We start from the raw sequence: 22,449 nt of genomic DNA, 5'->3' as shown, positions 1-22,449 counted from the left end.
CGACCAGGCTCAAGCCTGAAGCTGCAAGCCGGCTGTGCTTGCAGCTTCAGGGACGCCCATCAGGGCGACGTGCGCCAGGTGATTTCCTCTTCGCCGTCGGCACTGATACGCACCCAGCGATCAGCATCTTCCTCGCCGTCTTCCTCTACCCAGCCGCCGGGTGCACAGCGTACTTCCACACCCAGAGCCGCGTGGGCATCACGACCACAGGCGATATCATCGGCCCAGGGCGTCTGGTCGCTTTCCAGGTACAGGCTGTTCCATTTCCCTACAGCTTTGGGTAACCAAGTGACCGGAATGTTACCGGCCTGGCACTTGTAGGTCTGGCCTTTCTGCTTCCATTCGGTGCACGGGCCGATGGCCTGGGTCAGCCAGGCTGCAATCTGCTTGTGGTCGACTTCGGCGTCTTTGAGATAAATCTCGATATCAGGTTGGCGCATAACACCTCCGGGTGTGCTCATGCTTGGCGCACGAAATAGTCAAAACGCATGGAGACGGTGACCTCGAACGGTTCCGGCTGCTCGATCACGCGCGCCCGACGCTCTGCACTGGCGCGCCAGCCATGCGGGGTCATGGCGAGCAGGGCAGCGCGGGCTTGGGGTTCGGCCAGGCTCAGGCGAAATTCCAGGACCTCGCCATGGGCGTGATACATGCCCTGGGGCACGAGGGCCAGGTGCTTGTCGTCAGCATAGGGGCGCACGTGGTCGTAGAGCACTTCGCGCAGCTCCATCAGGTGGCCGCTGGTAGGGCCTACGCGCATCAGGCCACCGCCTGGGCTCAGCACACGGCTGGCTTCGGCCCAGTCGAGCGGGCTGAAGACGCTGGCGATGAACTGGCAGCTGGCATCGGCCAGCGGCACGCGCGCCATGCTGGCTACCATCCAGGTGACGTCCGGTGCGCGGCGGCAGGCACGCTTAACGGCCTCGCGGGAGATATCCAGGGCGTAGCCTTGGGCATCAGGCAGTGCCTGGGCCAATTGCGCGGTGTAGTAGCCTTCGCCGCAACCGATGTCCAGCCAAGTACCTGGCTGGCGCTCGACCGCCAATTGCGCCAGCCGTCCGGCCACCGGTGCATAATGGCCAGCGTCCAGAAAATGACGGCGTGCCTCGACCATGGCCTGGTTGTCACCTGGGTCGCGACTGTTCTTGTGCTGCACCGGCAGCAGGTTCAGGTAGCCCTGGCGCGCGCGATCGAAGCGGTGGCCCGCTGGGCACACCACACCGTTGTCCAGCGGGCTCAGGGCAGCCTGGCAGAGTGGGCAGGTCAGCATCAGGCGAGCAACCGTACCAGGGTCTGGTAGTAGATTTCGGTCAGCAGGTCCAGGTCGCTCGCCAGGATGCGCTCGTCGACCTGGTGAATGGTGGCGTTGACCGGGCCAAGTTCGACCACCTGGGTGCCCATGGTGGCAATGAAGCGGCCATCGGAGGTGCCGCCGCTGGTCGAGGGTTGGGTGTCGCGGCCGGTGACGCCCTTGATGCTGGCCGAAACCGCATCGAGCAGCTCGCCCGGCTCGGTCAGGAACGGCAGGCCGGACAACGCCCACTCCACCGACCAATCCAGTTCATGCTTGTCCAGGATCGCCGAGACCCGAGCCTTCAGGCCCTCCACGGTGGACTCGGTGGAGAAGCGGAAGTTGAACAGCGCCGTCAGTTCGCCGGGCACCACGTTTGTTGCACCGGTCCCGGCGTTGAGATTGGAAATCTGGAAGCTGGTTGGGGGGAAGAAGGCGTTCCCCTGGTCCCAATGCTCGGCTGCCAATTCGGCCAGCGCTGGCGCGGCCAGGTGGATCGGGTTGCGCGCCAGGTGCGGGTAGGCAACGTGGCCTTGCTTGCCGCGTACGGTCAGCGTGGCGCCGAGCGAGCCGCGACGGCCATTCTTGACCACATCGCCCAGCACGTTGGTGCTGGAGGGCTCGCCGACGATGCACCAGTCCAGGCGCTGGTTGCGCGCCTTGAGGCGCTCGACCACGGCCTTAGTGCCGTGATGGGCCGGGCCTTCCTCGTCACTGGTGATCAGGAAGGCAACCTGGCCCCGGTGGCCTGGGTAGTCACGCACGAAGCGCTCGCTGGCCACCACCATGCACGCCAGGCTGCCCTTCATGTCGGCCGCGCCACGGCCGCAGAGCATGCCGTCGGCATCGATCAGCGCCTGGAACGGCTCGTGTTGCCACTGCTGGACCGGGCCGGTAGGCACGACATCGGTATGGCCAGCAAAGCACAGCACCGGGCCTGCCTGGGTGCCATGGGTGGCCCAGAAATTGTCGACGTCCTCGATGCGCATCGGTTCAAGCTCGAAGCCCACGGCGCCCAGGCGCTGCATCATCTGCGCCTGGCAATCGGCGTCGACGGGGGTGACCGAGGGACGACGTATCAGGTCGCAGGCCAGTTGAAGGGTAGGCGAGAGCTCGGCAGGGGCCGTCATGGGGAACTCCGGGGCAAGGCAAGGCGGGAAAACTGAGGGGCGTTATCTTATATCAAACGATGCCGGGCTTCACGGCCCAATCGCCGACAAGCCCGCCCCTGCACGCATTCGCACAATACGTAGTCCTTTTGCAGGCGACTTGCCGGTGATGGCCGACAGGTCGGCCTGCAAGGCCTCACGCCTAGGGCGTCTCGACAGCCTTTTCCGTAGCCTTTGCTTCAGGCTTGGGCAGTGATGACAGAAACGCCATCACCAGCGCGGCCAGGTAGGGCAGCGACTGCACCAGGAGCATGGCGACCCAGAAGCGCATGTCCGAGCTCGGCAAGCCCTGCACCAGGTAAATTCCGGCTGCAGCGCCCCACAACAGCAGCATGATGAACAGCTCTTCCCGCGCTTCGGAAATCGCCACCAGCAAGCCATGGCTGTCGGCATTTTTCGGCGTGCGGAAGAACGGCATGCTGCTGGTGAAGAACCCGTACAGCACGGCCTTGGCGATGGTGTGCGACAACGCCAACCCGGCCAGCGCAGCGGCCAGTGCATCCTTGAGGTTGACCCCAACGGCGCGGCGATACAGGAACACGATCTTGCCGACCTTGAAGAAGAACAGCGCCAGCGGCGGGATGGCGAAGATCATCAGCGGCGGGTCCACCCGGTGCGGCACGATGATCATGGCGGCAGACCACAACAAGGCCCCCACCGTGAAGAAGATGTTCATGCCGTCGGCAATCCATGGCAGCCAGCCGGCCAGGAAGTGGTAACGCTGGCCGCGGGTCAATTCACTGCCTTTGCCGCGCAGCAGGGCAGCGGCGTGGTGCTTGATGATCTGGATGGCGCCATAGGCCCAGCGGAAGCGCTGTTTCTTGAAGTCGATGAAGGTGTCAGGCATCAAGCCCTTGCCATAGCTGTTGTGGGCGTAGGCCGCCGACAGGCCCTTCTCGAACACCCGCAGGCCAAGTTCGGCGTCTTCGCAGATGCACCACTCGGCCCAGCCCAGTTCGTCCAGCACGCTGCGCCGGGTCATGGTCATGGTGCCGTGCTGGATGATCGCATCGCGGTCGTTGCGGGTGACCATGCCAATGTGGAAGAAGCCCTTGTACTCGCTGTAGCACAGCTTCTTGAAGGCGCTCTCGTGCTGGTCGCGGTAGTCTTGCGGCGACTGCACCACGGCGATCTTCGGATCGGCGAAATGCGGCACCATGTGCTTGAGCCAGTTACGGTCGACGCAGTAGTCCGAGTCGATCACCGCGATCACTTCGGCATCCTTGGCCGTGTGCGGGAGCAGGTAGTTGAGCGCGCCGCCCTTGAAACCGGCCAGGGGTGCGACGTGGAAGAACCGGAAGCGCTCGCCGAGCTTTTCACAGTGGGCCTTGAGCGGCTCCCACACGGCCGGGTCCTTGGTGTTGTTGTCGATGACCAGCACTTCGTAGTCCGGATAATCCAGCGCGGCCAGAGCATCGAGGGTCTGTTTGACCATTTCCGGCGGTTCGTTGTAGCACGGCACATGCACCGACACTTTCGGTCGGTAGGCACTGTCGCCGTGCACCGGCAGGAATTCGCGCCGCCGCTTGTGCGTCCATACCGCCTCGGCCAGCTCATGGGCTTCGGTCAGCAGCACGATGAACACCCCCAGTGCGCCAAGGGCCAGGAGCACGCCTACCGTAAGGCTGAACCAGGTGCTGTACTGCTGGCTGTAGTCGTAGGCGATCCACACCAGCACCGATCCGCACAGGAACGTGATGAACGTCAGGAAGGTGCGCCCACGCTGGCGCAGGGCCGAGCCATCGATGAACAGCACCATCAGTGCAATCATCGCCAGCACCACCGAGGCCACTGCCAAGGCTCGCCATTGGGGAATGGCGACCACGGGGCCTTCGAAGTTGAATTTCTGCTGGCGTTCGGCGTTGAACACGCCCCAATAGGCCCCGACCGAGCCTTCATCGCTGGCTTTCCAGGGTTGGTCGTAGGCTTCGATCACAAAATAGTTGAAGCCGCGTCGGTTGAGCGTGTTGACCAGGGTGCGCAGGTAGATGGCCTGGTCGGCCTGGGTGGCATCGGCACCACCGCGCATCCGGCCATTGCTCGGCCAGCCCACTTCCGAAAGCAGCAGCGGCTTGCGGGGAAACTGGTGTTTCAGCTCCCGCGCACGGTCGAGGACGAACTCGACCGAGTCCTTCATGGGCACGAATTCCCAGTAGGGCAGGATGTGGGCGGCGATCAGGTCCACATGCTTGGCCAGTTGCGGGTTCTGTTTCCAGATGTGCCACTGCTCGCTGGTGGTCACCGGCACTTTCACGGCCGCGCGTACACGGTCCAGGTACTGGATGAGGTTTTCCGGCGTCACTTCCTCGCGGAACAAGGCTTCGTTGCCGACCACCACCCGTACCACGCTGCGCGAGGTGTTGGCCAGTTCGATGGCCGTGGCGATCTCGCGCTCGTTACGCTCAAGGTCCGGGCTGATCCAGATCCCCACCGTTACCCGCAGCCCGAATTCCTCGGCCAGCTTCGGGATGTGCGCCTGGGTGCCTTCGACGGTGTAGATACGGATGCTGTCGGTGAGCTTGCTCATCTGCTCCAGGTCCTGACGCATCTCGTTGTCGTCCGGGTACTGGCCCTTCTGCGGGCTTTCACCCAGGCGAAACGGCGAGTAGGAAAAGCCGGAGATTTGTTCGGGCCAGGCCGGTGCCGATACCGGGCGATTGATCAGCGCCCAGAAACCGGTGAACAGCGCCGCGATGGCCAGGACCACTACCAGGTTCAGGCCGAATTTACGTGAAGACATTGTCGTCCATAAGTGTCGAAGTGTTACGACATTAAAGCAGGGTTAAGGTGTCTTTCCTAACCGTGCAGGGCATGGCCTGGCTGGCCTATAATGCGCGCCGGTTTTTTGGGGTATTGACATGAGCACAGAAGATCCACGTTTTGCAGGGGTGGCCCGGTTGTATGGCGACCAGGGCCTGCAGCGCCTGCAGCAGGCCCACGTGGGCATCGTCGGGATTGGCGGGGTGGGCTCGTGGGTGGCCGAAGCCTTGGCCCGCTCGGGGGTGGGTGAGATCACCCTGTTTGACCTGGATGATGTGTGCGTGAGCAATACCAACCGTCAGGCCCATGCGCTGGAAGGGCAGGTGGGCCGGCCCAAGGTCGAGGTGATGGCCGAGCGCCTGCGGGCCATCAACCCGGCGTGCAAGGTCCACGCGGTGGCCGATTTCGTCACCCGCGAGACCATGGCCGAGTACATCACCGAACAGTTCGACTACGTGGTGGACTGCATTGACAGCGTCATGGCCAAGGCAGCCCTGATAGCCTGGTGCCGGCGGCGCAAGATCGGCATCGTCACCACCGGTGGTGCAGGTGGCCAGATCGACCCGACCCAGATCCAGATCGCGGACTTGAACAAGACCTTCAACGACCCGCTGGCCTCAAGGGTGCGCTCGACCTTGCGCCGCGACTACAACTTCTCGCGCAATGTCAGCCGTAACTATGGCGTGCCCTGTGTGTTTTCCAGTGAACAGCTGCGTTATCCCAAGGGGGATGGCAGTGTGTGCCTGCAGAAGAGTTTCGTGGGCGAGGGCGTACGGCTGGACTGCTCCGGCGGCTTTGGCGCGGTGATGATGGTGACGGCCACGTTCGGCATGGTTGCCGCCAGCAAAGCCGTGGAGAAGCTGGTAGCGGGCGCCAGGCGGCCATCGGAGCGTGTCCGGCCGGAGTGAATGCGCGGTGGCATCAACGCCCAGAAGCCAGCACCGCCATTCGCTGCACCACGGCATGCAAGCCGTTGCTGCGTGAGGGTGACAGCTGGCGTTCAAGGCCCAGTTGCCCGAACCAGTCCTGCACGTCCAGCGCCAGCAGCGCCTCACCACTCAAGCCCTGCACCCTCACCAGCAGCAGCGCCAGCAGACCGCGCAGCAAGCGTGCATCGCTGCTGGCCTTGAATCGCCAGTGGCCGTCCACGGCATCGGCCACCAGCCAGACCAGGCTTTCGCACCCGTGAACGCGATTGGCTTCGGTCTTCTCGGCTTCAGTCAGCGGTTCCAGGCGGTCCCCCCACTGCATCAACAGCCGCGCGCGCTGCTCCCAGCCCTTGCTCTGCGCAAAGGCCTCCAGTGCCTGATCGGCTTGTGCTGGCAAGGTCATCGCAGCAACTCCAGCGCCTGGTCCAGCGCCTCGAAGAAGCGTTGCAGGTCGGCCTGGTCATTGTAGAGGCCCAGCGACACGCGGATCGCCCCGTCCAGGCCCAACCCCTGGAGCAGGGGCATCGCACAGTGATGGCCTGCCCGCACGGCAATGCCTTGTTCGGTGAGCAGGTGCGCGATATCGGCGTTGTGCACCCCTTCCACGACGAAGCTGGCCAACGCACACTGCGGCAGGCCTAGCAGGCGAATACCTTCGCGTTGCGTGAGGCCCTCGATCAGCCGGGCATGCAACCCGGCCTCGTGAGCCAGCACCGCCGCCGCGTCCAGGCTCGCCAGATAATCGAGCGTAGCGCCAAGGCCGATCACCCCGGCGATGGGCGGTGTGCCGGCTTCCAGGCCCAGCGGCGCCGGCCTGAAGCTCGCGCGCTGGTACTCGGCCAGTTGCACCATCTCTCCGCCGAACTGCCAATGGCGCAGCAGCCCCAGCGCCTGGTCGCGCCCGTACAAAACGCCCACCCCGTCCGGCCCGTACAGTTTGTGACTGGAGAACACATAGAAGTCGCACCCCAGTTGCTGCAGGTCCTGGCGCCCATGCACCACACCCTGGGCGCCGTCTACAACCGTCAGTGCACCCTGTGCGCGGGCATGGGCGAGCAGGGCCGGCAGCGGCTGCCAAGTGCCCAGCACGTTGGACAACTGGCTGACGGCGAGGACGCGGGTGCGTGGCCCGATCATCTGCAGCGCCCGCTCCAGGTCGATGAAACCGCGTGCATCGACCGGCAATATGACCAGGCGCAGGCTGCGTCGGTGTGCCAGCTGCTGCCAAGGGAGCAGGTTGGCATGGTGTTCGAGGGCGCTGATGGCAATCTCGTCGCCGGCCTCGAGACGAGACTCCAGGCCATAGGCCAGCAGGTTCAGCGCAGCCGTGGCGCCATGGGTGAACACGATCTGGCCGGTCTGTCCGACATTCAACCAGCGGGCGACCTTGTCGCGGCTGGCTTCGAAGGCCTGGGTTGCCCGTGCGCCAGGCAGGTGCTGGGCACGGTGGACATTGGCCGCCCCGCTGCCATAGTAGTGGCCCAGAGCGTCGAGCAGCGCCTGGGGTTTCTGAGCGGTGGCGGCGCTGTCCAGGTAGGTCTGGTGCTGGCGTTGCAGGGCGTCGATAGCAGGAAAATCGGCACGCCAGGGGGAGGGCTGGAACATATTCGCGGGGCCTGGAATGAAAATCGGGTCTGGCGCTGAGGCGCCAGACCCGATCTTAACACTTCATACCCGGTGGGGTTTTCAGTTGTGTGCGTGCAAGGCTTCGTTCAGCTCGATGGCCGATTTGTGGGTCTTGCACTCCACGGCGCCATTGAGCGAGTTGCGGCGGAACAACAGGTCGGCCTGGCCCGCCAGGTCGCGTGCCTTGACGACCTTGACCAGTTCGTTGTGCTCGTCCAGCAGGTTCACCTTGGTCCCGGCGGTGATGTACAGGCCCGCTTCGACGGTATTGCGGTCGCCCAGTGGAATGCCGATACCGGCGTTGGCACCGATCAGGCAGCCTTCGCCGACCTTGATGACGATGTTGCCGCCGCCGGACAGGGTACCCATGGTCGAGCAGCCGCCACCGAGGTCCGACCCTTTGCCGACGAAGACACCGGCCGACACACGACCTTCGATCATGCCCGGGCCTTCGGTGCCGGCGTTAAAGTTGACGAAACCTTCGTGCATGATGGTGGTGCCTTCGCCAATGTAGGCGCCCAGGCGTACCCGTGCAGTGTCGGCGATGCGCACGCCGGCCGGGACCACGTAGTCGGTCATCTTCGGGAACTTGTCCACCGAGAACACTTCCAGCAGCTCGCCACGCAAGCGCGCTTCGAGTTGCAGCTCGGCGAGCTCGGCCAGGTCCACGGCGCCGATGTTGGTCCAGGCCACGTTTGGCAGCAGGGGGAAGATACCGGCCAGGCTCACGCCGTGCGGCTTGACCAGGCGGTGGGACAGCAGGTGCAGCTTGAGGTAGGCCTCGGGCGTGGAGGCCAGTGCGGCGTCTTCAGCCAGCAGGGTGGCCACCAGCGGCTTGTGGCTTTCTGCCAGACGCGTGAGCAGGGCGGCTTGTGCGGCATCGACGCTTCTGACGGCGTCGGCCAGTTGCGCGGCCTGGGCGTTGCTGAAGGTGATGGCCTGGTTGCCACCCTCATAGCCAAGGATTGGTGCGATGGCCGCGACCAGCTCGGGGCTCGGGTCGATCAGGGGCTGTGCGTAGAACACTTCCAGCCAGGCGCCCTGGCGGTTCTGGGAGCCGACACCGAAGGCCAGGCTGAACAGGGAATTGGACATGTGGTTACCTCTTGCTAAATAGGGTAGGGACTCAGGCCAGGGCGGCGGCGTACAGGTCGGGTTTGAAGCCCACCAGCGTGCGCGTACCCAGGTCGAGTACCGGGCGCTTGATCATCGAAGGCTGGGCCAGCATGAGCTCGACGGCCTTGGGCTGGTCGAGATCGGCTTTGCTGGCGTCGTCGAGCTTGCGGAACGTGGTGCCGGCGCGGTTGAGGAGGGTTTCCCAGCCGTGCTCGTCGCACCAGCGGTTCAGGCTGTCACGGTCGATGCCTTGAGTCTTGTAGTCATGGAATTCGTAGGCGATGGCCTGGTCGTCGAGCCAGGTGCGAGCCTTTTTCATGGTGTCGCAGGCTTTGATGCCGTAGAGCGTGTAGGTCATTGTGTGCATCGGGGATACGTGTCGCCCCAATCTCTCCATTTCCGAATGTCAGTCGCGCGATTATGCGATAACCCTCCGCACGGCGCCACGGGAGGTTGTCCTGAACGGGCAGCGGTTGCTTCTGCAAACGCGTGCTGCCTTTCTTCATGGACGGGAACGTGCGTCCAATTGAGCGCAACCACCGGTCATTTCCCGATACCGGCTGAACCCTTGGGCGGTAGATGTATCTTCATGTTACACATTAGTTCGCCACCTGCGACCTTGGTGCAGCGGCCAGGCACGCTTGTCACCCGTTACCATGCTGATCCAGGTGTACGTTTTGTCCTCGGGTACGGGGCCGTTTGAAGAAGGAAGACCCACTGGATGCAGTCCGCCTATACCGTCCTTATCCTGCTGATGCTGGTCAGCGTGTCGAAATTGGTCGGCCGCCTGATTCCCCTGCCTCTGCCGCTGGTACAAATCGCAGCTGGCGCTTTGCTGGCCTGGCCGACACTGGGGCTGCATGTCGCCCTCGACCCCGAACTGTTTCTGTTTCTGTTCTTGCCGCCGCTGTTGTTCGCCGATGGCTGGCGCATTCCCAAACGCGCGTTGTGGCGCATTCGCGGCCCGGTGGTGGCCCTGGCGGTGGGCTTGGTGTTGTTCACCGTGGTCGGTGCGGGCTATTTCATCCACTGGTTGTTGCCGAGCATCCCGTTGCCGGTGGCATTCGCGCTGGCAGCCGTACTGTCGCCGACTGACGCGGTGGCCGTGTCGGCCATTACCCAGGACCGCCTGCCTACGCCGTTGATGCACATGCTCCAGGGTGAGGCCCTGATGAACGATGCCTCGGGCCTGGTTACCTTCAAGTTCGCCCTGGCTGCGGCCATCACCGGTGTCTTTTCACTGACCGATGCCAGCCTGAGCTTCGCACTGGTGGCGCTTGGCGGTCTGGCCGTGGGGGTAGCGCTGAGTTGGCTGGTCGGCCGCCTGCGTGCCTGGATGATCGGCCGCGGCTGGGACGACCCGGCCACCCATGTGGTGTTCATGCTGCTGCTGCCGTTCGCGGCCTATGTGCTGGCCGAGCGCCTCGGGGTGTCGGGCATCCTCTCGGCAGTGGCGGCCGGCATGATGCAGAGCTGGCTCGACCTGCTGCCACGCCAGACCAGCACCCGCCTGCTCAATCGTAGCGTGTGGTCGCTGCTGGAGTTCGCGTTCAATGGGCTGATCTTCCTGTTGTTGGGCTTGCAACTGCCCGACATCGTCAAGGCGGTGGTCAGCCATGAAACCACGCTGTGGCCGACCCTGGCCTGGCGCTGCCTGGACGTGGTCGCCATCTTCGCGGCGCTGATCGTGCTGCGGTTCATCTGGGTGCAGAGTATCTGGCGCCTGGTGGGGGTTCTGCGCCGTTGGCGCGGCAAGCCTGCGCTGGTGATGTTGCCCACCGCACGCTCGTGCTGGTTGCTCACGCTGGGCGGTGTGCGAGGGGCCGTCACCCTGGCGGGTGTGATGTCGATTCCGTTGCTGATGGGCGCGGACAAGGCGTTTCCAGAGCGCGATCTGCTGATCTTCATTGCCGCCGGTGTCATCCTGCTGTCGTTGATCGGTGCCTGTGTCGCACTGCCGCTTTTACTGCGCGGCGTGACCAAAAGCCCTGACGAGCGCATGCAGCAAGAGGTGCATGAAGCCTGGCGACGCACCGCTGAGGCCGCGATTCACGCCTTGGAGGCCGAGGAGGTGGTCGATGCCAACGCGCCGCAGGATGCCGCCCAGGCCACACTGGCTACAGAATTGAAGGCTCGGCTGATGGCTGAGTATCGCGACCAACTGGACCGGCACAATGACAGTGAAGAGGCCAGGGCCTTGGCCGAGCAGATGGACCTGCTCGAGCGCCGCCTGCGCTTGCGTGCGCTGCGGGCCCAGCGCCTGGAGCTCTACAACCTGCACCGCCAGCACCTGCTCGGTGACGAGGTGGTGCGGCATGTGCTGGGCGACCTGGACATGAGCGAGGCTAACCTGGGCCAGATCAAGTGAACTGGCCCCGTCTTGCCTAAAAGGCTTCAGCGCGTGTGCAAGAACGCGCGAATACGCTCGGCCGCCTCGATGCATTCGGACAGCGGGGCAACCAGCGCCATGCGCACGCGTCCGGCGCCGGGGTTGACCCCGCCCACTTCACGGGACAGGTACGAGCCGGGTACCACGGTCACGTGCTCGGCCTCGAACAGATCGCGCGTGAAGTCGGCATCGCTACCCGGCACCTTGGCCCACAGGTAGAAGCTGCCGTCCGGGCGCTGCACATCCATGACCGGCTCGAGGATGGCCAGCACGGCGTCATACTTGGCGCGGTACTGGTCGCGGTTTGCGCGCACATGCGCCTCATCCTCCCAGGCGGCGATGCTGGCCAACTGTGTCTGCACCGGCATGGCGCAACCATGGTAGGTGCGGTACAGCAGAAACGGCTTGATGATGTCGGCATCGCCGGCCACGAAGCCCGAGCGCAGCCCCGGCAGGTTCGAACGCTTGGACAGGCTGTGGAACACCACGCAGCGCTTGAAGTCATTACGCCCCAGCTCCGCACAGGCCGACAACAGCCCCGGTGGCGGTGCATCCTCATCGAAATACAACTCGCTGTAGCATTCGTCGGCAGCGATCACGAAATCGTGCGCATCGGCCAGTGCGATCAGCTTTTTCAAGGTGTCCATGGGCACCAGGGCGCCGGTGGGGTTGCCGGGTGAGCACAGGAACAGGACCTGGCAACGGGCCCAGACGTGGTCGGGCACCGCGTCGAAGTCGGGGTTCAAGCCGTTGCTTTCCAGGCACGGCAGGTAGTACGGGGTGGCACCGGCCAACAGCGCAGCCCCTTCATAGATCTGGTAGAACGGGTTGGGGCTCAACACCAGGCCATCGGCACTACGGTCGACCACCGCCTGGGTAAAGGCGAACAGCGCTTCGCGGGTGCCGTTCACCGGCAGGATATGACGATCGGCATCCAGCCAGCCAGCAGGCACGCCAAAGCGGCGCTCGCACCACTGCCCGATGGCCTGGCGCAAGGCAGTCAGGCCCAGGGTGCTGGGGTATACCGCCAGCTTGTCGAGGTTGTCGGCCATCGCCTGGGCCACGAAGGGTGGCGAGGCGTGCTTGGGCTCGCCAATCGACAGGGCAATGGCGCGTTTGTCAGCAGCGGGCGTAACGCTGCCCAGCAGGGCACGAAGCTTTTCGAAAGGGTAGGGCTGAAGCTGGCTCAAGGCAGGGTTCATTGGCGCAAGGTCTCGTCAATCATGTCGTCAAAAGGTCACGCGGGCAGGGCTGGCGCTGGCCTGCCCTGCTTGCAGTTGTTGCACGATGGCTTCCTGCAGGCGGCTGCACAGTTGCGGGTCGGACAGGGGCTGGTTGTCGGCGTCGGTGATGAAGAACACGTCCTCCACACGCTCGCCCAGGGTGGCAATCTTGGCGTTCTGCAACGACAGGTCGAATTCCAGGAAGATGCGCCCCAGCCGCGCCAGCAGGCCCGGCCGGTCGGGCGCGGTGATTTCGAGAATGGTCACCGGGCGCTGGGCGTCGTTGAGGATGGTCACCTGCGGCGGGAAGTCGAAGTGCTTGAGTTGGCGCGGCACCCGACGCTGGATGATCGTGGGGTAGTCTTCGGGGTTGCGCAGCGCCTCGGTCAGGCCGTCGCGAATCTGCCTGACCCGTTGCGGGTTGTCGCCGATCGCACCGCCGTCGTTGTCCAGCACGATGTAGGTGTCCAGGGTGAACTGGCTGCTGGAGGTGATGATGCGGGCGTCGTGGATGTTCAGGTTCAGCTGCGACATGGCCGCCACCGTCACGGCGAAGAAATCGTGCTGGTCAGGGGCATAGATGAAGATCTGAGTCCCGCCTTCGAATTCGCGCTGGGTGGTTTCCTTGATCAGTACCAGCGGGCCACCGTCAGCCGGCTGTTGCAGGATGGCGTCGGTGTGCCAGGCCACGTCGGAGGCGGTGTGCTTGAGGAAGTAGTCATCCCCCAGCTGCGACCACAGCTGCTCCACGTCATCCGGGTCGGTGCCTTCGCGCACCAGCGTGTCCAATGCCGAGGACTGGGTCTGGCGAATCTGCTCCTCACGATCCAGCGGGTTTTCGAGCCCACGGCGCAGGGCACGCTTGGTCTCGGTGTACAACTGGCGCAACAGGCTGGCTCGCCATGAATTCCACAAGGTGGGGTTGGTGGCGTTGATGTCCGCCACCGTCAGCACATAGAGGTAGTCCAGCCGTGTTTCATCCCCCACGTGCAGGGCGAAGTCGTTGATCACCTGCGGATCGGACAAGTCCTTGCGCTGGGCGGTGGTGGACATGACCAGGTGGTTCTGCACCAGCCAGGCGATCAACCGGCTGTCCCAGGCTGGGAGCTGGTGGCGCTCGCAGAACTTGAGGGCATCGACCGCGCCGAGCTCGGAATGATCGCCCTGACGGCCTTTGCCGATGTCGTGGTAGAGACCGGCCAGGTAGATCAGCTCGGGCTTGGGCAAGCGGCCCATGAGCTTGCTGGCCAGCGGGAATTTCTCCGACACCGGTGTGTACTGCAGCTTGCGCAGGTGCTTGATCAGGTTGAGGGTATGGGCATCGACGGTATAGATGTGGAACAGGTCGTGCTGCATCTGCCCGACGATCAGCCCGAACTCCGGCAGGTAGCGCCCGAGGATGCCGTAGCGGTTCATGCGCCGCAGGTTGCGATGAATACCGATTTCACACTTGAACAGTTCGATGAACAGACTGGTGTTGCGAATATCGTTGCGGAAGGTGTCGTCGATCAGGTGCCGATGCTCGCGCAGCAGGCGTACCGTGTCGGCACGCACACCCTTGATGTCCGGGTGCTGGGCCATCAGCACGAATATTTCCAGCATGGCGAACGGCGTGCGCTTGAACACGTTCGGGCGCACGGCCTCGATGTAGCCGTCATGCAGGCGGAAGCGCGCATTGAGCGGTTGGGTGGTACCACTGTCGTCGTCGGCGAGAATGACTTCCTCGAAATGCTGGATGATCAGGTCGCACAACTGGCTGATGCTCATCACCACCCGGTAGTACTGCTGCATGAACTGCTCGATGGCACGCTTGGGGTTTTCGTCGCTGTAGCCCAGCAGGGCGGCAATGCTGCGCTGGTGGTCGAACAGCAGGCGATCCTCGGCACGGCCGGCGAGCATGTGCAGGGCGTAGCGCACCCGCCACAGGAAATCCTGGGAGGAGGCCAGGAGCGCATTCTCGCTTTCCAGTAGGAAGCCTTCGCCGGCCAGGGCATGCAGGTTCAGGGTACCGTACTGGCGGCGCGCCACCCACAGCACGGTCTGGATGTCGCGCAGCCCCCCAGGCGAGCCCTTGACGTTGGGCTCGAGGTTGTACTCGGTGTCGTTGTACTTGTGGTGGCGCGCCTGCAGCTCGGCGCGCTTGGCCAGGAAGAACTCGCGGCTCGGCCACATGTGCGCCGTGCTGGTGACCTCGAGCATGCGCTGGCGCAGGGCTTCCGGGCCGGCGATGGTGCGGCTTTCCATCATGTTGGTGATGATGGTGAGGTCGGCGCGGGCCTGTTCGGCACACTCATCGACGGTGCGCACGCTCTGGCCGACCTCCAGGCCGATGTCCCACAGCAGGGTCAGAAAGCGCTCGATGGCATCGCGATACCGTTCGTGCTCGGCCTCTCCCAGCAGGATAAGCAGGTCGATGTCCGAGTGCGGGTGAAGCTCACCGCGCCCGTAGCCGCCGACCGCCACCAGGGAAATGCCGCCCTGCTCGCCCCAGTCGAACTGGTTCCACGCCTGCTGCAGGACGTTGTCCACCAGCCAGGCCCGAGCTTGGATCAGCGGGCGGATGGCGTGGCCTGCGCGAAAGCGCTTGTCCAGCACCTCGCCCGCCTGGCGAATGGCCTTCTTGAAGGCGGGTATGGGGCTGGCCTTGAGGGCCAGTTCCGCCTGGAACTGACCACGGTCGAACAGTTCGGGGTCGAGCTGGAGCATGGGGTCAGGTTCCTGTCATCGAAGGCTGCTGGGGTGGCTCAGGCCGAGGTGCGGGCGATGGTGTCGTCCTTGCGCAGGGTGAAGATCTCGTACCCGGTCGCCGTGACCACCAGGGTATGCTCCCACTGCGCCGAGAGCTTGCGGTCCTTGGTGATCGCGGTCCAGCCATCGCCCAGCACCTTGGTGTCGGCCTTGCCCTGGTTGATCATCGGCTCGATGGTGAAGGTCATGCCTTCCTTGAGTTCCATGCCGGTGCCGGCGCGGCCGTAATGCAGGATCTGCGGCTCTTCGTGGAATACCTTGCCGATGCCATGGCCGCAGAACTCGCGCACCACCGAGAAACCGTTCTTCTCGGCATGCTTCTGGATGACTTCGCCGATGTCGCCCAGGCGACAGCCCGGCTTGACCAGTTCGATGGCCTTGTACAGGCATTCCTGGGTGACCTGGGACAGACGCTGGGCCCACACCGGCACGGTGCCGACGTGGAACATGCGGCTGGTGTCGCCGTGGTAGCCGTCCTTGATCACCGTGATGTCGATGTTCAGGGTATCGCCGTTTTTCAGGGGCTTGTCATTGGGGATGCCGTGACAGACCACGTGGTTGATCGACGTGCAGATCGACTTGGGGTAGCCCTTGTAGTTGAGCGGCGCCGGTATGGCCTGCTGGACGTTGACGATGTAGTCGTGGCACAGGCGGTCGAGCTCCTCGGTGGTGACACCGGGCTTGACGTGCTCCTCGATCATTTCCAGCACGTCGGCTGCCAGGCGGCCGGCGATGCGCATCTTCTCGATGTCTTCTGCAGTCTTGATGGTGACGGTCATTACAGGCTCTCTACTCGGCGCCGCAGGCGGCGCGTTCAAATCGGGAAAGGCGTCATTCTATCAGAGGTGCGGGCTCGTAGCGGCACGCGGCCCTTGCAAACACGCCACACCTGCACCGTCGCTGGTCGTGCGCTGGCGCACATGCCCTGCCGTCCGGCGGTTGGGGGGTGAGTTTCGTGTTTTGTTTGCGCGCAGCCTGTGGTATAACATGCGCCGCTTTCGGAGCCAGCTCCGTCTGCATCCAAACCCACACACGTGTCGACACGATGGCCTGGGTGCCCCGAGCTTCAGGGTTCGCGGGTTGGTCATTGGGATACGTGGAGGCCCAACCCGACTTATCAAGGAACTATCATGTCCCAAGTCAACATGCGCGATATGCTGAAGGCCGGTGTGCACTTCGGCCACCAGACCCGTTACTGGAACCCGAAAATGGGCAAGTACATTTTCGGTGCGCGCAACAAGATCCACATCGTCAACCTGGAAAAAACCCTGCCGATGTTCAACGACGCCCTGTCGTTCGTTGAGCGCCTGGCCCAGGGCAAGAACAAGATCCTGTTCGTCGGCACCAAGCGTTCCGCCGGCAAGATCGTCGCCGAGCAAGCTGCTCGTTGCGGTTCGCCGTACGTTGACCACCGTTGGTTGGGCGGCATGCTGACCAACTACAAGACCATCCGTGCTTCGATCAAGCGTCTGCGCGACCTGGAAACTCAGGCCGAAGATGGCACCTTTGCCAAGCTGACCAAGAAAGAAGCCCTGATGCGCTCCCGCGATCTGGAAAAACTGGACCGCAGCCTGGGCGGCATCAAGGACATGGGCGGTCTGCCTGACGCTCTGTTCGTCATCGACGTTGATCACGAGCGCATCGCGATCACCGAAGCCAACAAACTGGGTATCCCGGTCATTGGCGTTGTCGATACCAACAGCAGCCCGGAAGGTGTTGACTACATCATCCCAGGTAACGATGACGCCATTCGCGCTATCGAGCTGTACATGACTTCCATGGCTGACGCTGTCATCCGTGGCCGCAACAACGTTGCTGGCGGCACCGAAGTCTACGCTGAAGAAGCGGCTGCACCTGCTGCCGAGTAATAGACGCTAGCGTCGACTTGGCACGCGAAAAGGGGGCTATGCCCCCTTTTTGCCACCTTGAAATCCTGCTGTCGGCAGCCGTCCCTTTCATGGGCATGCAGGCACAGACAGCGGATTAGCAGAATTGAACGCCCGTCACAAACGGGTGGAATGGTTGAAAAACTTTCCAAGAGGATTTTGAAATGGCAGCAATTACTGCAGCGCTGGTCAAAGAACTGCGCGAGCGTACCGGCGAAGGCATGATGGATTGCAAGAAAGCCCTGGAAAAGGCTGACGGCGACATCGAAAAAGCCATTGACGACATGCGTGCCTCGGGCGCCATCAAGGCCGCCAAGAAGGCTGGCAACGTGGCTGCCGAAGGCGCTATCGCCGTCAAGACCGACGGCAAGGCCGCCGTACTGCTGGAAGTGAACTCGCAGACCGACTTCCTGGCCCTGCAAGACGACTTCAAGAACTTCGTCGCCGAAAGCCTGGAAGAAGCCTTCGCCCAGAAGCTGACCGACGCCGCTCCGCTGATCGCCTCGCGTGAAGCTGCCCGTGAAGCCCTGGTCGCCAAGTGCGGCGAAAACGTCAACATCCGCCGCCTGGTACGTGTGGAAGGCGACGTGGTCGGCGCCTACCTGCACGGCAACAAGATCGGTGCTGTCGTTGTCCTGAAAGGCGGTGACGTCGAGCTGGCCAAGAACATCGCCATGCACGTTGCAGCGTCCAACCCCGAGTTCCTGGACTCGTCGGAAATCTCCGCCGAAGCCATCGAGCGCGAGAAGGGTGTCTTCCTGCAGCTGAACGCCGACAAGATTGCCGGCAAGCCGGAAAACATCGTTGAAAACATGATCAACGGCCGTATCACCAAGTTCAAGGCTGAAGCCTCGCTCAAAGAGCAGGCGTTCGTCATGAACCCGGAAGTCAAGGTCGGCGAGCTGGCCAAGAAAGCCGGTGCTGAAATCGTTTCCTTCACCTACTTCAAGGTTGGCGAAGGCATCGAGAAGCCAGTCGACGACTTCGCTGCCGAAGTTGCCGCACAGGTTGCTGCTGCCAAGCAGTAAGACAGCCCCGTCTGTCGCCCCAAAGAGGCTGCCCGCTCACGCGCGCAGCCTCTTTGTCAAAGCGGCGAGGCGTTTACACGACGCTGCCGCCGCTGGCGCCAAAACGGTGCCACGCTACAGTTAGCAGGCTGCAAACAGCCCGCACGAATTTTCTACAGTACGCCGCAGGAGAGACTCGCAATGGCTCAGCAGGTGAGTGGTCGCCAACCTCGCTATAAACGCATTTTGCTCAAACTTAGCGGCGAGGCCCTGATGGGCTCCGAAGACTTCGGGATCGACCCGAAGGTGCTCGATCGCATGGCCCTTGAAGTAGGGCAGCTGGTCGGTATCGGTGTGCAGGTCGGCCTGGTCATCGGTGGTGGCAACCTGTTCCGAGGGGCTGCGCTGAGCGCCGCCGGCATGGACCGCGTTACCGGCGACCACATGGGGATGCTGGCTACCGTGATGAACGCCCTGGCCATGCGCGATGCGCTGGAGCGCTCGAACATCCCGGCACTGGTCATGTCGGCCATCTCCATGGTGGGCGTCACCGATCACTATGACCGTCGCAAAGCGATTCGCCACCTCAACTCCGGGGATGTGGTAATTTTCTCCGCCGGTACCGGCAACCCGTTCTTCACCACCGACTCGGCAGCCTGTCTGCGAGCCATCGAAATCGATGCCGACGTGGTGCTGAAGGCGACCAAGGTCGATGGTGTGTACACTGCCGATCCATTCAAGGACCCGCACGCCGAGAAGTTCGATCGCCTGACCTATGACGAGGTCCTGGATCGTAAGCTCGGCGTGATGGACTTGACCGCAATCTGCCTGTGCCGTGACCACGGCATGCCATTGCGGGTATTCAACATGAACAAGCCAGGCGCCCTGCTGAACATCGTGGTGGGCGGCGCTGAAGGCACTCTGATCGAGGAAGGCCAAGCATGATCAACGACATCAAGAAAGACGCGCAGGAGCGCATGACCAAGTCCATCGAGGCCCTGGGCCGCAACCTGGCGGCCATCCGCACCGGTCGCGCGCACCCAAGCATTCTGGACAGCGTCAAGGTCACTGCCTGGGGTAGCGAGATGCCGCTGAACCAGGTCGCTGCGATCAGCGTCGAGGACGCGCGCACCTTGAAGATCGTCGCTCACGACAAGAACCTGAGCGCTGCCATCGAAAAGGCCATCCTGACCTCCGACCTCGGGCTGAACCCGTCGAGCGCCGGCACCACCATCCGTGTGCCGATGCCTGCCCTGACCGAAGAAACCCGCAAGGGCTACACCAAGCAGGCCAGCGGCGTTGCCGAAGACGCCAAGGTCGCCGTGCGCAACGTGCGTCGTGATGCCCTGGCGGACTTGAAGAAGCTCACCAAGGACAAGTCCATCAGCGAAGACGAAGAGCGCCGCGCTGCCGATGACATCCAGAAGCTGACGGACAAGTTCGTCGCCGAGGTGGATGCAGCCTTCAAGGCCAAGGAAAAGGACCTGATGGCCGTCTAAGGCCGGGTTTTTTTAATGGAAAAGACCAAGCCAGCGGTGCCTCCCTCGGTGCCGCGTCACGTCGCGATCATCATGGACGGCAACAATCGCTGGGCGAAACGGCGCTTGTTGCCTGGCGTTGCCGGGCACAAGGCAGGCGTCGATGCCGTGCGCGCAGTCATCGAAGTGTGCGCCGAGGCCGGCGTCGAAGTGCTGACCCTGTTTGCCTTCTCCAGTGAAAACTGGCAGCGACCTGCCGATGAGGTCGGTGCATTGATGGAGTTGTTCTTCTCGGCGTTGCGCCGCGAGGCACGTCGCTTGAACGACAACAACATCAGCCTGCGCATCATCGGCGACCGCTCGCGCTTTCACCCGGAGTTGCAGGCTGCCATGCGCGAAGCCGAGGCGCTGACCGCAGGCAACAGCCGCTTCATCCTGCAGATCGCCGCCAACTACGGTGGGCAGTGGGACATCGCCCAGGCCGCGCAGCGGCTGGCGCGTGAAGTTCAGGCTGGCCATCTTCGCCCCGACGACATCACCCCAGGGTTGTTGCAGACGTGCCTTGCGACCGGCGAGCAGCCTTTGCCGGACTTGTGCATCCGCACCGGCGGCGAGCATCGCATCAGCAATTTCCTGTTGTGGCAACTGGCCTACGCCGAGTTGTATTTCTCCGACCTTTACTGGCCGGACTTCAAACACGAGGCCATGCGCAGTGCATTGGCTGATTTCGCTTCGCGCCAGCGCCGCTTTGGTAAGACCAGCGAGCAGGTCGAGGCTGGAGCGCGTGCTTAATGCTTAAACAACGCATCATTACCGCGCTGATCCTGTTGCCCATAGCGCTGGGTGGGTTCTTCCTGCTCGAGGGGGGCAACTTCGCCCTGTTCATCGGTCTGGTGGTAACGCTCGGCGCCTGGGAGTGGGCACGGTTGGCGGGGTTGATGGCTCAGCCCCTGCGTGTCGCCTATGCCTTGGTCGTTGCCGGGGCCTTGATGCTGCTGTACATCCTGCCGGAGCTTGCACCCTGGGTGCTTGGGGCTGCCGTCATCTGGTGGGGGTTGGCCACTTGGCTGGTGCTGACGTACCCACGCACCAGCGAACTGTGGGCCAGCGCTGCCTGCCGGCTGCTGATCGGCCTGCTGGTGTTGCTGCCGGCCTGGCAAGGCCTGGTGCTGCTCAAGCACTGGCCGCTGGGCAACTGGCTGATCCTGTCGGTCATGGCTCTGGTCTGGGCCGCCGACATCGGTGCGTACTTTTCCGGCAGGGCCTTCGGCAAGCGCAAGCTGGCGCCGCAGGTCAGCCCTGGCAAAAGCTGGGAAGGCGTGTACGGCGGGCTGGCGGTCAGCCTGGTGATCACCCTGGTGGTGGGTATCAGCCGAGACTGGAGCATTGGTCAGCTGCTGCTGGGTCTGGCAGGCGCTGCGCTGGTGGTCATGGCCTCGGTGATCGGCGACCTGACCGAAAGCATGTTCAAGCGCCGCTCGGGCATCAAGGACAGCAGCAATCTGCTGCCTGGCCACGGTGGCGTGCTCGACCGCATCGACAGCCTGACGGCGGCCATCCCATTGTTCGCCGTGCTGTTGTGGGCGGCTGAATGGGGTGTGATGTGAGTCAAGTGCAACGCATTACCGTGCTGGGGGCCACCGGCTCCATAGGTCTGAGTACCCTGGACGTGATTGCCCGCCACCCTGAGCGCTATCAGGCCTTCGCCTTGACCGGCTACACCCGCGTCGAGGAGCTGTTGGCCCTGTGTGTGCGGCATCGCCCGGCCTACGCCGTGGTGCCGAGCGCCGACGCGGCGGGGCGCCTGCGTGCAGGCCTGGCAGCGGCAGGGTGCGCTACCGAAGTGCTGGAAGGCGAGGCCGGGTTGTGCCAGGTCGCCTGCGCCAGCGAAGTGGATGCGGTCATGGCCGCCATCGTCGGCGCCGCCGGCCTGCGGCCGACCCTGGCCGCCGTGCAGGCCGGCAAGAAGGTGCTGCTGGCCAACAAGGAGGCCCTGGTCATGTCGGGCGCCTTGTTCATGGACGCCGTGCGTCAGTCGGGCGCCGTGTTGTTGCCCATCGACAGTGAGCACAACGCCATCTTCCAGTGCATGCCCGGCGACTACGCGCGCGGGCTGAGCGCTGTGGGTGTGCGCCGCATTCTGCTGACGGCCTCGGGTGGACCGTTCCGCCAGACATCGACCCAGGCCCTGCAGGACGTCACGCCCGAACAGGCGTGCGCCCACCCGAACTGGTCGATGGGGCGCAAGATTTCCGTCGATTCGGCCAGCATGATGAACAAGGGCCTGGAGTTGATCGAGGCATGCTGGCTGTTCGATGCGCCGCCCAGCTTGGTCGAGGTGGTGGTGCATCCGCAGAGCGTGATCCACTCCCTGGTTGATTACGTCGACGGTTCGGTGCTGGCACAGTTGGGTAACCCGGACATGCGTACGCCCATCGCCAATGCCCTGGCCTGGCCAGAGCGAATCGATTCCGGGGTCGCGCCGCTGGACCTGTTCAGCATTGCGCGCCTGGATTTCGAGGCGCCCGATGAGCAGCGTTTCCCTTGCCTGCGCCTGGCACGACAGGCGGCGCAGGCAGGCAACAGCGCCCCAGCCGTGCTCAATGCGGCCAACGAAGTGGCGGTGCAGACGTTCCTCCAGGGCCGTATCCGCTTCCCGGAGATCGCGAGTATGATCGAACAGGTACTGGACCAGGAGCCCGTGGTGCCGCTGACTTCGCTGGAAGCAGTGTTTGCCGCCGACCAGCGCGCGCGCGAGCTGGCCTGGGCCTGGCTGGACCGCAACGGCCGCTGAGGCGGGCTCGCCCGGTCATCGACGACAGCACCC

At 63.6% G+C, this 22,449-nt stretch carries 20 protein-coding genes; 9 read left to right on the top strand and 11 right to left on the bottom strand.

Features of this window, described 5'->3' with window-relative positions; all coding sequences use genetic code 11:
- Positions 1-59: 59 nt before the first annotated feature.
- The 4 genes from MOP87_RS15770 to MOP87_RS15755 all read right to left on the bottom strand — a co-directional run bounded on the left by MOP87_RS15770 (position 60) and on the right by MOP87_RS15755 (position 5,200).
- A complete protein-coding gene (locus MOP87_RS15770) occupies positions 60-440 on the bottom strand; it encodes a hypothetical protein (RefSeq protein ID WP_023534045.1) in 381 nt (126 codons plus the stop codon).
- 17 nt (positions 441-457) lie between these two features.
- Positions 458-1,270, bottom strand: a complete 813-nt coding sequence (locus MOP87_RS15765; RefSeq protein ID WP_110607004.1) for a putative RNA methyltransferase — start codon at positions 1,268-1,270, stop codon at positions 458-460.
- A complete protein-coding gene (gene dapE / locus MOP87_RS15760; protein ID WP_049695524.1) occupies positions 1,270-2,421 on the bottom strand; it encodes a succinyl-diaminopimelate desuccinylase in 1,152 nt (383 codons plus the stop codon). Before dapE ends, MOP87_RS15765 begins: the two co-directional genes overlap by 1 nt.
- Before the next feature lie 181 nt (positions 2,422-2,602).
- Positions 2,603-5,200 carry a glycosyltransferase gene (locus tag MOP87_RS15755; protein ID WP_027913862.1) on the bottom strand — a complete coding sequence of 866 codons (2,598 nt, stop codon included), beginning with the start codon at positions 5,198-5,200 and terminating at the stop codon, positions 2,603-2,605.
- A 118-nt stretch (positions 5,201-5,318) separates the two neighbouring features.
- Between MOP87_RS15755 and tcdA the strand changes: the two genes are divergently transcribed.
- Positions 5,319-6,128 (top strand): tRNA cyclic N6-threonylcarbamoyladenosine(37) synthase TcdA, encoded by an 810-nt coding sequence (gene tcdA / locus MOP87_RS15750; RefSeq protein WP_023534048.1) that lies wholly within the window; start codon positions 5,319-5,321, stop codon positions 6,126-6,128.
- A gap of 13 nt (positions 6,129-6,141) precedes the next feature.
- On the opposite strand, the gene MOP87_RS15745 is transcribed toward tcdA, so the two are convergent.
- From MOP87_RS15745 to MOP87_RS15730, 4 genes are all read right to left on the bottom strand, one after another.
- Positions 6,142-6,552, bottom strand: coding sequence for a SufE family protein (locus MOP87_RS15745; RefSeq protein ID WP_027913864.1), 411 nt, complete (start codon positions 6,550-6,552; stop codon positions 6,142-6,144).
- A complete protein-coding gene (locus MOP87_RS15740) occupies positions 6,549-7,754 on the bottom strand; it encodes a cysteine desulfurase (protein WP_242809791.1) in 1,206 nt (401 codons plus the stop codon). The genes MOP87_RS15745 and MOP87_RS15740 overlap by 4 nt, the downstream gene beginning before the upstream one ends.
- Before the next feature lie 81 nt (positions 7,755-7,835).
- The gene (dapD, locus tag MOP87_RS15735; RefSeq protein ID WP_027913866.1) at positions 7,836-8,870 is read right to left on the bottom strand and encodes a 2,3,4,5-tetrahydropyridine-2,6-dicarboxylate N-succinyltransferase; all 1,035 of its coding nucleotides are present in this window, start codon (positions 8,868-8,870) and stop codon (positions 7,836-7,838) included.
- A gap of 31 nt (positions 8,871-8,901) precedes the next feature.
- Positions 8,902-9,249, bottom strand: coding sequence for an ArsC family reductase (locus tag MOP87_RS15730; RefSeq protein WP_242810551.1), 348 nt, complete (start codon positions 9,247-9,249; stop codon positions 8,902-8,904).
- A 363-nt stretch (positions 9,250-9,612) separates the two neighbouring features.
- On the opposite strand from MOP87_RS15730, the gene MOP87_RS15725 reads away from it, so the two are divergent.
- Entirely contained in the window at positions 9,613-11,259 is a 1,647-nt protein-coding gene (locus MOP87_RS15725) for a Na+/H+ antiporter (RefSeq protein ID WP_027913868.1), read from the top strand.
- Between the two features lie 26 nt (positions 11,260-11,285).
- On the opposite strand, the gene dapC is transcribed toward MOP87_RS15725, so the two are convergent.
- From dapC to map, 3 genes are read right to left on the bottom strand one after another with little or no spacing between them, the layout of a single operon-like run.
- Positions 11,286-12,482, bottom strand: a complete 1,197-nt coding sequence (gene dapC, locus MOP87_RS15720; RefSeq protein ID WP_242809790.1) for a succinyldiaminopimelate transaminase — start codon at positions 12,480-12,482, stop codon at positions 11,286-11,288.
- A 27-nt stretch (positions 12,483-12,509) separates the two neighbouring features.
- Entirely contained in the window at positions 12,510-15,209 is a 2,700-nt protein-coding gene (locus MOP87_RS15715) for a [protein-PII] uridylyltransferase (RefSeq protein WP_027913870.1), read from the bottom strand.
- Positions 15,210-15,247: 38 nt separating this feature from the next.
- Complete coding sequence (map, locus tag MOP87_RS15710) at positions 15,248-16,030, bottom strand: type I methionyl aminopeptidase (RefSeq protein WP_027913871.1); 783 nt, start codon at positions 16,028-16,030, stop codon at positions 15,248-15,250.
- A 351-nt stretch (positions 16,031-16,381) separates the two neighbouring features.
- Here map and rpsB point away from each other — a divergent pair, with 351 nt between their 5' ends.
- From rpsB to ispC, 7 genes are all read left to right on the top strand, one after another.
- Positions 16,382-17,119 carry a 30S ribosomal protein S2 gene (rpsB, locus tag MOP87_RS15705; protein ID WP_003252287.1) on the top strand — a complete coding sequence of 246 codons (738 nt, stop codon included), beginning with the start codon at positions 16,382-16,384 and terminating at the stop codon, positions 17,117-17,119.
- A gap of 182 nt (positions 17,120-17,301) precedes the next feature.
- Positions 17,302-18,165 carry a translation elongation factor Ts gene (gene tsf, locus MOP87_RS15700; RefSeq protein ID WP_023534066.1) on the top strand — a complete coding sequence of 288 codons (864 nt, stop codon included), beginning with the start codon at positions 17,302-17,304 and terminating at the stop codon, positions 18,163-18,165.
- A gap of 180 nt (positions 18,166-18,345) precedes the next feature.
- A complete protein-coding gene (pyrH, locus tag MOP87_RS15695; protein WP_023534028.1) occupies positions 18,346-19,089 on the top strand; it encodes a UMP kinase in 744 nt (247 codons plus the stop codon).
- A complete protein-coding gene (gene frr, locus MOP87_RS15690) occupies positions 19,086-19,643 on the top strand; it encodes a ribosome recycling factor (RefSeq protein WP_023534036.1) in 558 nt (185 codons plus the stop codon). The genes pyrH and frr overlap by 4 nt, the downstream gene beginning before the upstream one ends.
- Positions 19,644-19,658: 15 nt before the next feature.
- Positions 19,659-20,414 (top strand): polyprenyl diphosphate synthase, encoded by a 756-nt coding sequence (gene uppS / locus MOP87_RS15685; protein ID WP_027913873.1) that lies wholly within the window; start codon positions 19,659-19,661, stop codon positions 20,412-20,414.
- Positions 20,414-21,229, top strand: coding sequence for a phosphatidate cytidylyltransferase (locus tag MOP87_RS15680; RefSeq protein ID WP_028686886.1), 816 nt, complete (start codon positions 20,414-20,416; stop codon positions 21,227-21,229). The genes uppS and MOP87_RS15680 overlap by 1 nt, the downstream gene beginning before the upstream one ends.
- Positions 21,226-22,416 (top strand): 1-deoxy-D-xylulose-5-phosphate reductoisomerase, encoded by a 1,191-nt coding sequence (gene ispC, locus MOP87_RS15675; protein WP_059183692.1) that lies wholly within the window; start codon positions 21,226-21,228, stop codon positions 22,414-22,416. Before MOP87_RS15680 ends, ispC begins: the two co-directional genes overlap by 4 nt.
- Positions 22,417-22,449 lie beyond the last annotated feature (33 nt).

The sequence above is a fragment of the Pseudomonas sp. I3-I5 genome (assembly GCF_022699445.1).
GTDB classification, from domain to species: Bacteria; Pseudomonadota; Gammaproteobacteria; order Pseudomonadales; family Pseudomonadaceae; genus Aquipseudomonas; species Aquipseudomonas fulva.
The sequence above is the reverse complement of the archived record's forward strand: the minus strand, read 5'-3'. Positions and strand labels throughout refer to the sequence as shown.

Bases quoted from the DNA above. Each gene is read 5' to 3' on its own strand.
- uppS (WP_027913873.1), top strand. From the start codon at position 19,659: ATGGAAAAGACCAAGCCAGCGGTGCCTCCCTCGGTGCCGCGTCACGTC.
- MOP87_RS15770 (WP_023534045.1), bottom strand. From the start codon at position 440: ATGCGCCAACCTGATATCGAGATTTATCTCAAAGACGCCGAAGTCGAC.
- frr (WP_023534036.1), top strand. From the start codon at position 19,086: ATGATCAACGACATCAAGAAAGACGCGCAGGAGCGCATGACCAAGTCC.
- MOP87_RS15755 (WP_027913862.1), bottom strand. From the start codon at position 5,200: ATGTCTTCACGTAAATTCGGCCTGAACCTGGTAGTGGTCCTGGCCATC.
- map (WP_027913871.1), bottom strand. From the start codon at position 16,030: ATGACCGTCACCATCAAGACTGCAGAAGACATCGAGAAGATGCGCATC.
- MOP87_RS15680 (WP_028686886.1), top strand. From the start codon at position 20,414: ATGCTTAAACAACGCATCATTACCGCGCTGATCCTGTTGCCCATAGCG.
- MOP87_RS15725 (WP_027913868.1), top strand. From the start codon at position 9,613: ATGCAGTCCGCCTATACCGTCCTTATCCTGCTGATGCTGGTCAGCGTG.
- MOP87_RS15715 (WP_027913870.1), bottom strand. From the start codon at position 15,209: ATGCTCCAGCTCGACCCCGAACTGTTCGACCGTGGTCAGTTCCAGGCG.
- tcdA (WP_023534048.1), top strand. From the start codon at position 5,319: ATGAGCACAGAAGATCCACGTTTTGCAGGGGTGGCCCGGTTGTATGGC.
- dapC (WP_242809790.1), bottom strand. From the start codon at position 12,482: ATGAACCCTGCCTTGAGCCAGCTTCAGCCCTACCCTTTCGAAAAGCTT.
- MOP87_RS15765 (WP_110607004.1), bottom strand. From the start codon at position 1,270: ATGCTGACCTGCCCACTCTGCCAGGCTGCCCTGAGCCCGCTGGACAAC.
- MOP87_RS15745 (WP_027913864.1), bottom strand. From the start codon at position 6,552: ATGACCTTGCCAGCACAAGCCGATCAGGCACTGGAGGCCTTTGCGCAG.
- MOP87_RS15740 (WP_242809791.1), bottom strand. From the start codon at position 7,754: ATGTTCCAGCCCTCCCCCTGGCGTGCCGATTTTCCTGCTATCGACGCC.
- dapE (WP_049695524.1), bottom strand. From the start codon at position 2,421: ATGACGGCCCCTGCCGAGCTCTCGCCTACCCTTCAACTGGCCTGCGAC.
- MOP87_RS15730 (WP_242810551.1), bottom strand. From the start codon at position 9,249: ATGACCTACACGCTCTACGGCATCAAAGCCTGCGACACCATGAAAAAG.
- pyrH (WP_023534028.1), top strand. From the start codon at position 18,346: ATGGCTCAGCAGGTGAGTGGTCGCCAACCTCGCTATAAACGCATTTTG.
- dapD (WP_027913866.1), bottom strand. From the start codon at position 8,870: ATGTCCAATTCCCTGTTCAGCCTGGCCTTCGGTGTCGGCTCCCAGAAC.
- rpsB (WP_003252287.1), top strand. From the start codon at position 16,382: ATGTCCCAAGTCAACATGCGCGATATGCTGAAGGCCGGTGTGCACTTC.
- tsf (WP_023534066.1), top strand. From the start codon at position 17,302: ATGGCAGCAATTACTGCAGCGCTGGTCAAAGAACTGCGCGAGCGTACC.